The sequence below is a fragment of the Pontibacter rufus genome (assembly GCF_015694705.1).
GTDB classification, from domain to species: Bacteria; Bacteroidota; Bacteroidia; order Cytophagales; family Hymenobacteraceae; genus Pontibacter; species Pontibacter rufus.
Map to the genome: position 1 here is coordinate 21383 of NZ_JADQDR010000017.1, position 15255 is coordinate 36637.

Genomic DNA, 15255 nt, shown 5'->3' on the forward strand with positions numbered 1-15255 from the left:
AATCGGTTATTCCTCAACATTGATAACAGCTACTACAGGCCTGTGATCAGAAGCATACTGCTCGTTTATTACCCGGTGGCTCGCCACGCTAAACTTATTTGCAGGGTGCCGATAGGCTATAAAGTCGATAGCCCTGCCTGGATTTGTAGCCGGAATCGTGGGGGCACATATCTGGCAGGTTCTTTTAAACTGAGTATCTAACCTATTGATAACCTCAGAGTCAGGGGTGGCATTAAAATCGCCGGCAATTATAAACGGCAGGCTTTCTCCGGCAGCAATTTCCGTTAGCTCATCTACCTGCAACCGCCTGTTCGCCGGGTCCGACTGCGCATCAAGATGTGTACTGCCAAAGCGAATCACTGCGCCATCTGGTAATGTAACTTTAGCGGTAGCCAGCACACGGGGTTCGCCGTTGGTGCCAGCTTTTACCGGAAGCTGATGTACAACGGCTTCGGTAAGGGGATACTTTGAAAGTATAGCTACACCATACGCGCCGCCCTGGTAATCAATCGCTTTACCGAAAAAGTAATGCATGTGCAGTTTGTTCGCTATTTCCTGTGCCTGGTTAACAGCGCCGGAGCGGTCTGTATTTACATCCACTTCCTGCAGCGCCAGTAAGTCCGGCTTTTCTGCATTTATCACGTTCACGATGGCATTTACATCGATAAAATCCGATTTTGCCGGCGGATTGCAATGATGAATATTGTAAGACATCACCTTCAGCGAAGACACGCTGTCTGCTTCATCAACAGGCTGATCCACCGGAGCCGGTTCGGGTGCTTCCGCTGATTTATTGCAGGAGGCAGCCAGCAGCGCAACACCCGCTATCATACCCATAAACAGTCTTGTCATAATCTGTAATTTTAATGCTATTAGCCGGCAATTCAGGACAATACGGTTAGTTAGCTAACTGCGGCAGCTAAACCATTCACCCCATCACTGCCGGGGCGAATGGTTTATAATGTTATAGCACAGGAGTTCTGCCGGTTATTGTCAGCGCTCTATTGTATCTGTCCTGTATTTTTCACATTCTGTCCTTTCATAGGCCATGGAGAATCGGCAGGCCCGCTTTCTGCCACAGCTATTTTAAACAACTTGATAACATTACCGGCCACTGCCTCTATGTAAACTGTTCCGTCATTGGCTATGGTAGGAGAGTTTACCACGCCATCTCCTAACTGAAATTCTTTCAGCAACATCCCCTCAGGATTTACCACAACCAGCTTTCCATCTGTCGTGCCAATGTATATGTTTCCATTTACATCCACGGCTGGCATACTTTCGTTTGTAGAAAGGCTATAGGTCCAGTTAACAGATCCATCGGCAGGGTTAATCGATACCAACCCTGCTCCGGCACCGGTATACAGGTCGCCATTTGGCCCTATCGTTACGCCTGAGTTAGCAGCACCAGGTATATCAGCAATCCACTTCACAGCTCCGCTTTCGCCATTATCCGTAACTGCTGCCACCTGCTCGTTAGTAGTAAAATAGATAGTGCCTTCGCCATCCAGCGATACGGAAGGACCGTAACCACCGGAGTTAGCCCCGACCGGATCGCTCCATTTCAGGGTGCCGTCTGCTGTATTTACAGCCCATATTTTGCCGGTGTCGGTATTCAGATAGTATACAGTTTTACCATCTTTGCTGATAGCCGGTGCCGCGTAAAAGGCCCCTACCCCTACAATCTCCCATCGCTTTTCACCACCAGAGGTCCAGGAAAATATGCCCGCCAGCGCGTTAGATCTTGATCCGTGGTAAATGTTACCCTCTGCATCAATTGCTGCCGTGTTATTGGATACCTGCGCCACCGTATTTCCGTTCCACATTATTTCGCCGGTAGCTCCGTTTATCTTAAAAATTCCGTTCGCAAGCCAGGCCTCAATGTATATGTTCCCGTCAGGCCCCATGGATGGCGCATTCTGAATGCGGTTGCCGGGTGCGGTAGCCCACTTGAGCTGAGCGCTTTCCCCCTGATCCGTAACCGCCACGACCTTGCTGTCTGATCCGGCGTAGCCTTCCACATAATAAACTGAGCCATCGTCCCCTATCACGGGTGCATTTGTTCCTTCATTAATCCCGGTAACAGGAGTGTTGTTGGTGAACTCCCATACGATGTCAGCTATAAAATCCTTCGGCGGCGGCGCTACTTCTACCGGCTTTGTAACCTCAAAAGATGCCCCTGCGGCATTTTTAACAGTAAGTGTTACATCGTAAGTGCCTGCCGCTGGGTATGTGAAGTATGGATTGCGCTTGTCGGATGTAGATCCGTCCGCATCGCCAAAACTCCAGTTCCACTCCACAATCTCGCCTGAGCCTTCAGTGGGGTCAGCATAGAAAAGTATCTCCTGCTCTGCTACGGGTGCCTCAGGTGTATAATTAAAATCGGCACCGGGCGGCAGCAGGCCTTCCATGTCATCGTCTTTGCAACCGAAAAACGCGAGACTGAAGAACAGGCCTAGCAATAGTATTTTTACATTTTTCATTATTCCTGGTATTTAGTTCTTATAAATATTTTAGACGCTGGTTACCTGTGATGCAGCAGTTAAGTATAACCTCCCGGCATACCAAACCACAGCATCACCAACCTGAGAAACCATACCTGCTACCATCCCGGATTTTGCCCGAGTTCAGGGTTGAGTTGCAGCTGCTCCAAAGGAATAGGCCACAAGTAGTTTTTAGGTTCTTCAAATCTGTTACCGTTGAGCACAATGATAAAGCCTTTGTCATCGGTGCGCAGCCCGGCGGCATCTTCTTTGTTGGATAGCCAGTTCACATTGGTTCCTTTTACATCTTTTGCCAGCAGATCACCTTTTCTCCAGCGGATAATGTCGAAGTAGCGCTGTCCTTCCAGCGCAAGCTCTATGCGTCGTTCACGGCGAACCTCCTCGCGGATATCCAATCCGTTTGCTGTCAGCTCGGCTAAATCCATGTGCTTCATACCTACCCGGTCACGCAGCTTGTTGATGGTCATATCCACGTCCTCCTGTGTCAGCTCGCCTTGTTCCAGTCTGGCTTCTGCATATGTTAATAGTACTTCCGCATAGCGCAGCAGGTGTATATCGTTCACATCCTTGCTAACCTGCCCTACCGTAGACGGCTCTACATACTTTGTAAAATAGTAACCCGTATAGGTGGCTGCTCCTCTTTTATCGGACGAGAACTTGGGCACCACAAAAATATCAGGATGGTCGTTGCTGGGATCAGCATCTTTATGTTCCGGGCTGGAGTCGTAGCGGCCGCCCCACGGAGAACCAGGTTCCAGAATGGTCTGCGTCATACGCGGGTCGCGGTTTTCAAATACTTCGTTATAAGTATTCACACTATATAAGGGGGATTTCTCGATAGGCAAACCATCGCTCATCAGGTAATCGTCTACCAATGATTTGGTGGGGTTCCAACGAACGCCCTGGTCCGGCACCTGTATCTCACGGCTGAGGTTGTGGTCTGAAACGCCCTCTAGGTGCAATCGCGAGATAATGGTTTCCCGGTTGTTGCCACCAGACAGTTTGCCCTCGTAAGTAAACAGCCTGCGGTAATTCGAACTTGGGTCACCTACATCAAACAATTCATAAATTCCCATATCCATCACCGCCTTGGCCGCTTCCTCTGCCACTTCCCAGCGTTCATTATACAAGGCTATCCTGGCTTTCAAAGCTAAAGCAGCTCCCTTGTTCAGGCGGCCCGCATCATCTCCCGTCGGGATTTCGGCAGGTAAGTGTTCAGCCGCCATATCTAGTTCAGCCAGCATAAAGTCCACTACTTCCTCTCTGGGGTCGCGCGGGCCATACAGTTCATCAATGCCTAGCGGCTCGGTTACAAGGGGCACATCTCCGAAAAAGGCAGTTAAATAACTATACAGGTAAGCACGTATAACACGGACCTGTGCAGCTAGTTCTTCAGCCTTCTCAGGGTCCTGCACCGCGGCATTCTTATAGTTTGCCAGGAAAGTGTTTGCCTGGCGTATCCCAGTGTACAAACCGGTCCACTCGTTGTTAATCGTGCTTAAATCGTAACTAAAATTACCACTCCCGATTTGTTTAAAATTATTGTTAGACGGCCAGTAGGTATTATCCCCCATGATCGCCATATCTACGGTATTCTTGGCCTTCAGGTACCCGTACATGGCATCAACCGCCAGTTCTAACTGCTCTTCCGTTTGCCAGAAATTTTCATCTGTGATTTGATCCAGCGGAGCCCTGTCCAGGAAATCATCTTCGCAGGAACCCAGCAGGAATGCGCTTAACAGGATGCTCAATATATATTTCTTTTTCATGATCTGTCTTACTTAAGGTTGATGTTTAAACCAAGCACAAAGGTTTTTACCTGGGGATAATAGCCCCCGTTGCTTACAGGTGTTTCGGGGTCGTAGGCGTAGAAGAAATCTGTTTTGGTGAGCAGGTTATCAGCAGAAGCATAGATTCTCAGCCGGTCAACCCTGAACTTTTCAGTGAGCTGCGACGGCAAAGTATAGCCGATCTGGATATTCTTCAGGCGCAGATAAGAAGCATCCTCCAGCCAGTAAGTAGACAAGCGCTGGTTATAGGTTTGCTGATACGTTAAGCGGGGGTAGGTTGCATCCGTGTTTTCAGGCGTCCAGCGGTCCAGGTGAATGGGTTGCGGCAGGCTGCCTTCGCTTATCAGGGCGTGGCGCGCAGCACCAAACAAATAGCCGTTTGCTTTGCCTACGCCCTGCAGGAAAAAGCTAAAATCTATGCCTTTCCAGCCCGCAGTGCCCCGGAAGCCATAAGTATAACGGGGTATGTGACTGCCGAGCACCTGCCGGTCATCATCCAGCGTGATCTCGCCGTCGCCGTTCAGATCCTTGTAAATGATGTCGCCTGGCTGGGCCATCGGATCATTATGGATGTATGGAAAATCGGGTACGAACTGGCCTTGTTCCGGATCATAGGAGAAATCATTTTCCTGGGCCAGACGGTCTGCCACCAGTCCATAGAAGGCATCCAAGGGGTCGCCTTCCCTTCTTATCCGATCGCCCAGATAGTCAGTTCCGGCCAGTTCTGTCAGTTCATTCCGAACATCAGAGATGTTGAAGTTTGCACCATAAGTAAAATCGCCGATATCATCTCTCCAGTCGAACTGTAACTCCCATCCCCTGTTCTCCAACTTGCCGACATTCTGATAAGGAGGATCGCCGCCTAACACACCAGGCAGCGCAAGCCTCAGCAGCAGGTCGCTGGTCTCGTTCTTGAAGTAATCAGCCGTAACCCCTAAACGGCCTCTTAAAAATACCAGGTCAAGCCCGAGATTTTGTTTAAGCTGCGTTTCCCAGGTTAAAAACTCGTTCGGAACCCCGGCTTGCCTGTAACCTATGGTATTTATATAGCCTATAGGCATGGTTTCCACAGGTTCGAGAACATTGAGAAAAGCATAATTTTCTACCCTGTCATTTCCCTGCGTACCATAAGAATAACGCAGCTTACCAAATTCCACCACATCCCGGATACCCTCTAAGAAACTTTCTTCCGTAAAAACCCAGCCAACAGAAGCGGCACCGAACAGTTGCCAGCGTAAATCAGGTGCAAACTTAGAGGAACCATCATACCTGAAATTAGCTTCAAATAAATAACGGTTATCGAACCCATAATTAACCCTCCCGAAAAGCGACTGCAATGCCCATTGGTTTGCACTGGCACTATTCAGCTGGTTCTCTGTGCCTAGCGCAAGGTTTCCCGTTCCTACCTGCGTTGGCACATCTGTTCTGGTGGCAGCAAAGTTATCGCCTATTTCTTCCTCCCGCGATGCAGCCAGTAAAGCCTTCACGTCATGCTTGTCAGCAAAAGTTTTTTCATACTCAGCCGCTACAAGCATCGTCTGAAACATGTTCGTGTAGTCTCTTCTGTCAATCTTATTCGGGAAGTTGGTCTTATAAATAATGGAGCCATCTATAGGGCTATAATAATTTATAGTTTTAGAGAAGATGGTCCTCATGGAATTAGAACGAATCAGGCCATACTGCCCTCTTAACCTGAAGCCGTCGAACAGCTCTATAGATGCATTGAGGTTTGCCGTAAACTCCTGAGAAGCGAAATCGTCTGTTCCACCATCCGTCGTTACAGCCACGGGGTTGCGCTGCCCGCCAAGGTAACCCCAGCCTCCCGTAGTGAAACGAACCGGCACGAGGGGCACTATCTGTGTTGCGGCATAAAGGGGGCCGGAGCCGGAGCCAACGCCTTCGGCAGAGCCGGTATACCCGCGATCGATGTATCCTAAGTTAGCTGAGACATCCAGCCTATCTAAAAACGTGGTACTAAGCTTTGCCCGGACATTGTGCCTGCGTGCCTGGTAGTTATCTCCTGTAATAAGCCCGCCCTCTTTTAAATAACCATAGGATAAATAATAGCTTATATTTTCGGCCCCGCCACTTACACTCAGATTATGGCTTTGCTGCGGCGCGTAGTCCTTGTATATGGCATCCATCCAATCTGTATTGGCGTAATAATTCGGATCAGAACCGTTGCGGGCAATTTCAATCTGCTCGTCGGAGTAAGTAGGGTTCAGGCCCACATTGCGTTGTGCCTCATTCAGCAGTTGCATATACTCCGGCGATCCCAGGAATTCAGGCAAAGCTGTAGGGGTTTGTATACCGAAGTAGCCATCATAAGAGATAGCAGGTTTGCCGGTACTCCCTTTTTTAGTGGTTACTACAATTACCCCGTTTGCACCCCGCACCCCGTAAATAGAGGAGGATGCCGCGTCTTTCAGCACAGAGACCGTCGCAATGTCGCTCGGATTAAGTATGTTAAGGTTGGATACGGTACTGGTGATACCATCAATTACCACCAGTGGCTGGGCGTCGCCCCAGGTACCCAGGCCTCTGATGCGGATATCACCGGAATTATTTCCCGGCACTCCGCTGGCATTCGTTATCGTTACCCCGGGCATGGTACCCTGCAGACCGGAAGTTACGTTTGTAACCGGCCGATCTTCCAGCACCTCGGAAGTAACCTGGCTTACGGCGCCGGTCAGGTTGGCTTTTTTCTGCGTGCCATACCCCACTACCACCACCTCATCCATCAATTTGACATCTTCCTGCAGTGATATATTGAAAGTATTCTGATCTCCTATCGTTACTTCCTGGTCTTTAAAACCGATATAGGAAAACACAAGCACCGGCTGCGGAACACCGGATACATCGATCGTGAAGCGGCCGTCTACATCCGTAATGGTGCCGGTGCTTGTTCCTTTTAAAGAAACCGAAACTCCCGGAAGCGGCTGCCCGCTGGCATCTCTTACCACACCTGACACAGGAGCATCCTGCTTATTACCCACTGCAGCGGCAATGGCATTCCTCGAAAAAGCTGGGGTTCCAGGCCCAGCGGAGAACCCCACAAGCGGAGTAACGCTGAGCATCGCTAACAATAACAGCGCGCATCTCCGATGCGAGCCGCTACTGTTCTTGAATTGTAACTTTTGGTTCATGACAACATGGAAGTTTAGTGATTACCTTATTAAAACGTTTTCAGAGTTCTTTCCGCTACTGCTGCCGGCTACCGCTCCTTTAAGAACAGTTCTGGCAATACCTGCCAGGCTTGTAGCGCATCACTTGCATAAATACAAAGACGGCTTCCGGCAGTAAGTTTTTAGTAACCTGCTTCAGGAGAGCCCCTGTGTCAAAAACACAAGTGTTCAACTTGATGCCCGGCAACTATTCAGTCGTAATGAAAATTACTCTATATCAATCCTTTTCAGCCTTGCTGACGATTTGATTTCAAAAACACATTTAATTCCGGGCGAGCTTAACTTCCAACTTTTGCATCAGGATTAGGCACCCTTTTGCAGCTTACCTTAAGTATAAGATCGCCTTTGGTAATACACGCTTCAACTTCCAGCGCTTCACTTTTAACCCCGGCCTGCTACACATTATCAGGTGCTTTTTAAGCTATCCTTATCCTCTTCCAAACCCTCGGCCGTGATTCTATTATCTAAAGAAAACAATTTTTTTTATTAAATGCAAGGACTTAATTGATTTTTTACATTAAGTTTATGTTATTAATTTATAATAGATAATATGTCATACAAGAATACGTCTATTAGCGCTTAATCCTTCTGCGCTTTAAGTTGCATCTCCGTGCTTAATTGTTGTATTTTGTAGAAAATACTTAACAAGTATGTTTGCCGGGATGATACAGGCAGAAGCAAGCACAACTACATGGCTAATGGGGCAGTAAAATTTTAATGATTTTGGAGGTTCCGGGTTTATCAGGGGTGCACATGCAGACCAGGGATATTCCGTTCCCGGATCCGGGTTTGCAGATGATTTCAGAGAAAAGGACGAAATAAATCGGTCCTGCAGGAAGGCACAAACGGGCTGAATGCCGGAAACGGTTCGCGTGCTTAGTTCTGATACAGCCGTTATGTAAAAGCCTTGCATACAGTAAGGCTTTTTTATTTGCTTGCACCGGGCTGCTCCTGTGTACCCTGCTATAGTTTTAGTTGCCGGCAGGATGTTCCGCCAGATCTATACGGAACGGAAAACAGCCACTATAGTACGTGAACATCTATACATAACGCACAGATAAAAGGACAAAACCCGCCTCCGTATAGCAGGACTTTCGCGAACCTGGAAAGTTGCTGTTCCGAAAAAGACAGGGCCGCAGTTGAATTACATACAGGTAAATGGTATATTTAATTCTTCTCCGGAAGACAATACGCAACGAAGAGCGTAAAAATCTTGTTCTGATAACAGACAGGGATGCAAAGCCTGCATATTAACCAAAAATACAGTACTTAACATCAACAATAAAGAACACAATATGGGTAGATCACAGGAAACCTTCAGTAAAAAAGAAAAAGAAAAGAAAAAACTTAAGAAAAGACAGGATAAGGAACAGAAGAAGGAAGAACGTAATGCTACTTCAAACAAAGGAAAAGGCATAGACGAAATGCTTGCTTACGTGGATGATAACGGCAACATTACATCTACTCCTCCGGACCCGAAGAATAAAAAAGAAATTAAGCAGGAAGATATACAAATTGGCGTGTCGAGGCAGGAAGATCTTGACCCGGCTGATTTAATCAGAAAGGGAACCGTAACTTTCTTTAATACTTCCAAAGGATACGGCTTTATCAAGGACCACGAAACGCAGGAGAGCATTTTTGTTCACCAGAATGGTTTAACGGACTCGATTAAAGAGAATGACAAAGTTAGCTTCGAAGTAGAGAAGGGGTTGAAAGGGCTGAATGCCATCAATGTGCAGCTTATCAGCTAGAGAGCACGCATCATATCTGCTGGCCTTATACAACACAACAGATAGCTGGTGCCGTTTAAATATTAGTGCAGCAGGTACTGCTAAACGCAATACAACATAGCGTCTGGCCGTACCTGCTGTGATCATAAATAACGTGGATGGAAAGTAAAAGCCGGCAGCAGGCATACTTCCGGACTCCCCTGTTGCAGCCATTATACATAGCGGCTCCGGAAGACTGTACCCGGGACGAAGCCAACCATGTGATGCTCGCGGGCGCAGATGCTTTTGCGGTATTATTGCCCTAATGCCAAATGAAATCCACAATTCAGAAGGGATGTTACGGACAGTTGTAAATACTGACTATATATGCCAGGTAAATGGCTGCAGCGTGATCATCGGTTACGATAAGAACTATAGCTCATAATATAGTATGGCTGTGCAGGTAATTTATGTTAATCATACTTGCCAAAGTATAACGTCAGCTTTTGTCTACAGCACATGACATTTAAAGAAATATACGACAGCATTATACCTGCCTGGGGAGAAAAAATAAACTTCTCTGACGGGATGCTCCTGGAGGCCAAACCTTCAAAAAAGACTTTCGGTGCAACTCCTCCTGCCGCTGCTAATTTCTTTTCGCCCGCGCTAAGTAAACACTGGAATGAAGTGGAAGCGGCAATAGGCCAGGAGAATACTTATGCTGATTTAATGGTTTGGACCATGTACCAGGTTTTTCACCGGCATGCCAGGCAACTGTTTGAGCAGGGAGCCTTTTCCCTGAACCCCACAAGTATAGACAAAAGCGAAATAGAAGCGCAATACTTCCATAACCTTCAGGAAGAGGCCTGGGCAGAGGAACTGGCGCACTATGAACGTCTTATAGAATAAACAGGCATTTTTATCAGGGCAGGGCTGGTATCAGCTTTTGATGCAAGTGTCGGCGGTAAAACATTTTTTCAGCAGCCACAATTTATCCTCCGGAAGTATAAGAAGAGAGCTTGTAAGGCACTATACTTCATAAAAGTATCTCCGGCAGCCTGAGGCGCAAACATTTTGTACCTGAGTTGCTATTTTACTTTATTCTTTTGTTCCACGAACCGCCTGATGCCTGCGCCTTTCATGCGCATAAAGGCAAAGGTAATACCGGCAGCAAGTGTTAAAGAGGAAATATTGATGCCAAAGGTTAGCAGGTGATCCATCCATTTTTCTCCCGCACCAAAACCATAGATGAGCTTTAGCCCGAACCAGGCCGGATAAACGGAGATATGAGCTGTGGCAGCAAGTCCTACAAGTTCTCTGCGCCCGGCATCGTCTACGGCGCCAAGCCCGGCGGCAATACCGATAACGGAGGCAAGTATAAAGCCCGAGAGTGGTGAGCCAAACTCCTGCCAGCCGATAGGAGGCTCTAAAAACAAAGCCACACAAACTCCGGCGAGCATAATCAGCAATGTGGAAATAAGCAAAGCCAGGAGGCCTTGCGCTAAAAAGCGCCACTCCCTGAGCACAACTCCCAGCCCTGTGGCCAGCATGTGGTGGTGAAAAGGCAGGAACAGCAAACCAGCTATCATAATAGGAAGGAAATCCTCCACCATTCCGTAGGCCAGCAAGATAGCGGATAGAAAAACCCTGCCCACCAGGCTGGCCGTTATATTGGTGAACTGCCACAACTCCTCATACACGTCTGTGGTAGGCCTGATGATGGGTTTTGTCTCTTTGTGTGGCGGCTCTGTAGCAAACAGCGATTCAGGATGGCGGATGGTGAAAGCGTAGGAACCAGGATCATAGAAAGGTGCCGTCATCAGGTTTTCGATGAACTGCTTGGCCTTTGGGGTGGCAGTTTCTATCTCCACCACATCCAATACTGTTTCCTGGTGATCAGCAGTGTACTGCATTGCCTGGCGGAATGATACCTGCGCGGCTCCTGCAGCAAAGGCTACTTCAGCAATGTTTTTACCCTGTCCTTCCGGAGCTTTCACAGTAATTAAGCGCATACATATCCCCTTCCTGACGAATTGTCTTCGTATAAAAAAGTAGATACTTATACTTAGCCGAAATAAAAAGGTTGGTACTTCTCCGGGATTGCCCTGAAGGCAGCAGTGTGGATGAACGCAACAAGCGCCAATGGTTGAAGAGTACTTAATCTGCTTTATTCAAACGTTCACACTGCCAACTCCCGGTTATATTTGCTGCGATACTGTACCGGCGATAAACCGGTGATGCGTTTAAAAGTAGTGCGGAAAGCTTTCGGGTCGGTGTAGCCCACGTTGTACATGACTTCGTTCACGTTTTCGCGCGATGTTTCGAGGCTCATTTTGGCTGCTTCTATTTTCACGCGTTGTATGTAGGCTACGATGGAGTTAGCGGTGGCTTTCTTAAACCGGCGTTCCAGGTTCCGGCGGCTCAGGGCCAGCATCGAGGCCAGTTGCTCTACCGTAATTTTATCCTGGAAATTCTGCTCAATAAATTCCTGAGCGGTTTTAATTAACTCATCTTCGTGCTCTTTCTGGCCTTTAAAGATGATGAACGGCGACTGGCTGCGGCGTTCCATTTCAATCTGGAAAGCTTTCGCCATAAAAACGGCTATGTCTTTTCCAGCATACTTTTCGATGAGGTATAAAATCAGGTTGAGGTAAGAGAAAGCGCCGCCGCTGGAATAAATTCCCTTTTCATCTGTAATAATTTTATCTTCCACCAGGAGCACTTCCGGAAACATCTTCCTGAATTGATTGGCGGCCATCCAGTGCGTGGCGCACTGCCGGCCGGTTATTAACCCGGTAGAGGCCAGCAGGAAAGCGCCCACACAAAGACTGGCTACTTCGGCGCCACCTTTATGCTGCTTTATTATCCAGGGCACAAAATCCCGGTTATGCTCCAGGTTCTGCACCATGTCGCCGTCCAGCGCCGGAATAACGATCAGGTCTGTTTTACTTGTATCGCTTGCGACCACATCGGTGTAAACAGTATACTTTCCGCCTGCTGCTGATACCTGCTTCGAAAGCCCTACCAGCTGCACATCGAACAAAGCAGGCTTCCCCATACTTTGCAGCAGTTTGTTTACTTCCGTAAACACCTGGCGCGGGCCTTCTATACTGCCTAAAATAGCTCCTTCCGGAACCAGGATGGATATATGTTTCATCTGTTTATACTTGCTTTTTTTAGCCTCTGATGAACCCACCAGTCTTCCCCCTCCTATTCACTTCCGGCTGCTCCACGGTCGTTTCACAGGTTCCAAGGTATACATAATTGTTGTCGCAATCAACCCCGATATTGCCGGATTAGCACCTCCTGAAACCAGATTTCTGACAGTACATTTGTAATGTAACAAGGACAAGAACAGCAATAAGAACTAACTGATAATTAAAACATAAAAGCAATGGGAACAACTAAAATCTTCGTGAATTTACCTGTTAAAGACCTTAACAGATCAGTAGCCTTTTTCACCAGGCTCGGTTTCAAATTTAATTCGCAATTTACCGACGACAACGCCACCTGTTTGATTGTGAGCGATGATATATACGTCATGCTTTTAGTTGAAGAGTTCTTTAAAACTTTTACAAAAAAAGAAATTGCCGATGCCACCAAATGCACAGAAGCAATTATATGCTTATCTGCCGACAGCCGGGAAGAAGTAGATGAGATGGTAAACAAGGCAATTGCAGCCGGTGCAACAACACCTAATGAAAAACAGCAGCAGGAATTTATGTATGGGCATGGCTTTCAGGATTTGGATGGGCACCTGTGGGAATTGGTGTATATGGCGCCAGGTGCTATCAACCAGGGCTAAAATTATCGAGGAAGGTAACAAGTATAATCAACTCACAATTTAAATATATAGAAAATGGCTACACTAAATCCTTACCTGAACTTTAAGGGGACCACCGAAGAAGCTTTTAATTTTTATAAATCCGTATTTGGCGGTGAGTTTATTGCTTTACAGCGCTTTAAAGACACACCAGAGGCGGCCAGGGTGCCTGCCGAGGAGCAGGATAAAATTATGCATATATCTTTACCCATCGGGCAGGGAAATATCCTTATGGGCACAGACGCACTGGAATCTATGGGACATACGCTAACAGTCGGCAACAACTTCAGCTTATCCGTCAGCGCCGAAAGCAAGGCAGAAGCAGACAAACTGTTTCAGGGGCTCGCTGCAGGCGGGCAGGTAACCATGCCACTTCAGGATACTTTCTGGGGCGACTACTTCGGCATGATCACAGATAAATTCGGCATTCACTGGATGGTAAGCTCCGCACAGAAATAATAGGAAGCAGGCAGATAGCAAATACCCGAAACTAGCTGTAAGCACGTCATGGCAATGCAGCTTCTATTTCACGAAGAAGCTGTATTGCCATAACGTGCTTTGTTAACTTTGTTTGTGTTGCTGAAGGCAGCATCATCCGTATCATCTCTATTGATCATCCTGCTTGAAACCAGTAACCGCTGCATTCTAAATTCGCAACGCATTCATGAGCAACCTCAAGGCATTTCTGCAACTCGTATGGTTTGCCGTGAAAGGCAAGGAACAGGATTATACCACTTTAAGCATCAGGCGCAGCATTGTTTTGCTGGCTATACCTATGATACTTGAAATGCTGATGGAATCGCTGTTTGCTGTGGTGGATATCTTTTTTGTTGGAAAACTAGGCTCCGAAGCACTGGCTACCGTGGGCCTCACCGAGTCAGTTCTGATGGTGATTTATGCCCTGGGTATGGGCGTAAGCATTGCTGCTACAGCCATGGTGGCACGCAGGTTCGGTGAAAAGAACTATAGAGAGGCCGGAAGTATAACTTTTCAACTGATGGTGACTGGCGGCATACTGGCGCTGCTAACCGGTGGCCTTGCCACATACTTTGCAGCCGATATTCTGGCGCTAATGGGCGCTGCCCCTGAGGTTGTTACCACCGGCGTTGCTTTCAGTCGCATTATATTTGCCGGCAGTATCGTGATAATTCTGCTTTTCCTGATAAATGGCGCTTTTCGCGGCGCCGGACAACCACACCTGGCCATGCGGGCACTCTGGGTTGCAAACGGGGCAAACATCATACTTGATCCGATTCTTATTTTTGGGATTGGCAGTATGGCGGGGCTGGGGCTGGAAGGCGCTGCCTGGGCCACTACGGCCGGAAGAAGTATTGGCGTACTTTACCAGCTATACCACCTGTTCAATGGCAGGCACTTGCTGAAGATCGCCCGGCAAAATCTCGTCATACAGTTTTCTGTGATGCTGAAGATATTAAAGGTTTCTTCCGGTGGTATGGGGCAGTTCCTCATCGACTCTGCCAGCTGGATTTTTCTGACCAGGATAATTGCTGAATTCGGGAGCAATGCACTGGCAGGGTATACGGTAGCCTTTCGTATCATTACCTTCACACTGCTGCCCGCCTGGGGGCTGTCTTCTGCGGCAGCCACGCTTGTAGGCCAGAACCTGGGCGCACATAAAGCCAGGCGGGCAGAACTCGCTGTGTGGCTGACAGCACGCTATAATGTCATTTTCATGCTCGCCATCACGCTTATTTTCATACTTTTCGGCAAGTACCTGTCAGCAATTTTTACGGATAATGCAGAAGTAATCCACATAGCTTCCGAAGCATTGGGCATCATCACACTGGGTTATATATTTTTCGGTCTGGGGATGGTGATGGTGCAGGCATTTAACGGAGCCGGCGATACCCGGACGCCTGCCCTCATCAATATTGTTGTGTTATGGCTGTTCGAAATCCCCCTCGCCTATACCCTGGCAATCTTATCCGGTTTGGGGGCTACCGGTATATTTACAGCCATTGCCCTGTGCCACTCGCTGCTTGCGCTGGTAAGCTGGTGGTTGTTCCGGCAAGGAAAGTGGAAGAAAGTAAAAGTATAATATACTATAAATCCGCTTCACTTTGTTCTGTAACAAACTGAAGCGGATTTATCCGTCCTATCTCTATAAAACGATAAAGGGCCTTATACTTTTGATACAAGTGGCTCCTTGTAAATCAGGGTAGTAAACTTTACCGGAACCTTGCCTTGCTCCCAGCATGAATAAACAAGAGCGGAGGCGGCTAC

The 15255-nt window shown here is 47.7% G+C and carries 12 protein-coding genes; 6 read left to right on the forward strand and 6 right to left on the reverse strand.

Annotation, left to right across the window (positions count from 1 at the left end; translation table 11 throughout):
* Positions 1-6 precede the first annotated feature (6 nt).
* From I2I11_RS20580 to I2I11_RS20595, 4 genes are all read right to left on the reverse strand, one after another.
* Complete coding sequence (locus tag I2I11_RS20580) at positions 7-852, reverse strand: endonuclease/exonuclease/phosphatase family protein (RefSeq protein ID WP_230680528.1); 846 nt, start codon at positions 850-852, stop codon at positions 7-9.
* Positions 853-1001: 149 nt separating this feature from the next.
* Positions 1002-2483, reverse strand: a complete 1482-nt coding sequence (locus I2I11_RS20585) for an outer membrane protein assembly factor BamB family protein (RefSeq protein WP_196269640.1) — start codon at positions 2481-2483, stop codon at positions 1002-1004.
* A 119-nt stretch (positions 2484-2602) separates the two neighbouring features.
* On the reverse strand, positions 2603-4273 hold the full coding sequence (locus tag I2I11_RS20590; protein WP_196269641.1) for a RagB/SusD family nutrient uptake outer membrane protein: 1671 nt from the start codon (positions 4271-4273) through the stop codon (positions 2603-2605).
* Between the two features lie 8 nt (positions 4274-4281).
* Entirely contained in the window at positions 4282-7371 is a 3090-nt protein-coding gene (locus I2I11_RS20595; protein ID WP_196269642.1) for a SusC/RagA family TonB-linked outer membrane protein, read from the reverse strand.
* Positions 7372-8774: 1403 nt separating this feature from the next.
* On the opposite strand from I2I11_RS20595, the gene I2I11_RS20600 reads away from it, so the two are divergent.
* The 3 genes from I2I11_RS20600 to I2I11_RS20610 all read left to right on the forward strand — a co-directional run bounded on the left by I2I11_RS20600 (position 8775) and on the right by I2I11_RS20610 (position 10097).
* The gene (locus tag I2I11_RS20600; RefSeq protein WP_196269643.1) at positions 8775-9230 is read left to right on the forward strand and encodes a cold-shock protein; all 456 of its coding nucleotides are present in this window, start codon (positions 8775-8777) and stop codon (positions 9228-9230) included.
* Between the two features lie 137 nt (positions 9231-9367).
* Positions 9368-9514: a hypothetical protein gene (locus I2I11_RS20605; RefSeq protein WP_196269644.1), complete on the forward strand. Its 147-nt coding sequence runs from the start codon at positions 9368-9370 to the stop codon at positions 9512-9514.
* Between the two features lie 193 nt (positions 9515-9707).
* Positions 9708-10097 carry a hypothetical protein gene (locus tag I2I11_RS20610; RefSeq protein WP_196269645.1) on the forward strand — a complete coding sequence of 130 codons (390 nt, stop codon included), beginning with the start codon at positions 9708-9710 and terminating at the stop codon, positions 10095-10097.
* Between the two features lie 179 nt (positions 10098-10276).
* Here I2I11_RS20610 and I2I11_RS20615 read toward each other — a convergent pair whose 3' ends face one another.
* Both I2I11_RS20615 and I2I11_RS20620 read right to left on the reverse strand, forming a co-directional pair.
* On the reverse strand, positions 10277-11200 hold the full coding sequence (locus tag I2I11_RS20615; RefSeq protein ID WP_196269646.1) for a DUF389 domain-containing protein: 924 nt from the start codon (positions 11198-11200) through the stop codon (positions 10277-10279).
* A 167-nt stretch (positions 11201-11367) separates the two neighbouring features.
* Entirely contained in the window at positions 11368-12345 is a 978-nt protein-coding gene (locus I2I11_RS20620; RefSeq protein ID WP_196269647.1) for a GlxA family transcriptional regulator, read from the reverse strand.
* Between the two features lie 237 nt (positions 12346-12582).
* On the opposite strand from I2I11_RS20620, the gene I2I11_RS20625 reads away from it, so the two are divergent.
* The 3 genes from I2I11_RS20625 (at position 12583) to I2I11_RS20635 (ending at position 15070) form a co-directional block, all read left to right on the forward strand.
* Positions 12583-12993 carry a VOC family protein gene (locus tag I2I11_RS20625; protein ID WP_196269648.1) on the forward strand — a complete coding sequence of 137 codons (411 nt, stop codon included), beginning with the start codon at positions 12583-12585 and terminating at the stop codon, positions 12991-12993.
* 54 nt (positions 12994-13047) lie between these two features.
* Positions 13048-13470 (forward strand): VOC family protein, encoded by a 423-nt coding sequence (locus tag I2I11_RS20630; protein WP_196269649.1) that lies wholly within the window; start codon positions 13048-13050, stop codon positions 13468-13470.
* Positions 13471-13675: 205 nt separating this feature from the next.
* Complete coding sequence (locus I2I11_RS20635) at positions 13676-15070, forward strand: MATE family efflux transporter (RefSeq protein ID WP_196269650.1); 1395 nt, start codon at positions 13676-13678, stop codon at positions 15068-15070.
* The last annotated feature ends 185 nt before the right edge of the window (positions 15071-15255 follow it).

Excerpts from the sequence above, each read along its gene's own strand:
- I2I11_RS20615 (WP_196269646.1), bottom strand. The coding sequence starts at position 11,200 with ATGCGCTTAATTACTGTGAAAGCTCCGGAAGGACAGGGTAAAAACATT.
- I2I11_RS20625 (WP_196269648.1), top strand. The coding sequence starts at position 12,583 with ATGGGAACAACTAAAATCTTCGTGAATTTACCTGTTAAAGACCTTAAC.
- I2I11_RS20630 (WP_196269649.1), top strand. The coding sequence starts at position 13,048 with ATGGCTACACTAAATCCTTACCTGAACTTTAAGGGGACCACCGAAGAA.
- I2I11_RS20635 (WP_196269650.1), top strand. The coding sequence starts at position 13,676 with ATGAGCAACCTCAAGGCATTTCTGCAACTCGTATGGTTTGCCGTGAAA.
- I2I11_RS20600 (WP_196269643.1), top strand. The coding sequence starts at position 8,775 with ATGGGTAGATCACAGGAAACCTTCAGTAAAAAAGAAAAAGAAAAGAAA.
- I2I11_RS20595 (WP_196269642.1), bottom strand. The coding sequence starts at position 7,371 with ATGCTCAGCGTTACTCCGCTTGTGGGGTTCTCCGCTGGGCCTGGAACC.
- I2I11_RS20580 (WP_230680528.1), bottom strand. The coding sequence starts at position 852 with ATGACAAGACTGTTTATGGGTATGATAGCGGGTGTTGCGCTGCTGGCT.
- I2I11_RS20590 (WP_196269641.1), bottom strand. The coding sequence starts at position 4,273 with ATGAAAAAGAAATATATATTGAGCATCCTGTTAAGCGCATTCCTGCTG.
- I2I11_RS20585 (WP_196269640.1), bottom strand. The coding sequence starts at position 2,483 with ATGAAAAATGTAAAAATACTATTGCTAGGCCTGTTCTTCAGTCTCGCG.
- I2I11_RS20620 (WP_196269647.1), bottom strand. The coding sequence starts at position 12,345 with ATGAAACATATATCCATCCTGGTTCCGGAAGGAGCTATTTTAGGCAGT.
- I2I11_RS20610 (WP_196269645.1), top strand. The coding sequence starts at position 9,708 with ATGACATTTAAAGAAATATACGACAGCATTATACCTGCCTGGGGAGAA.
- I2I11_RS20605 (WP_196269644.1), top strand. The coding sequence starts at position 9,368 with ATGGAAAGTAAAAGCCGGCAGCAGGCATACTTCCGGACTCCCCTGTTG.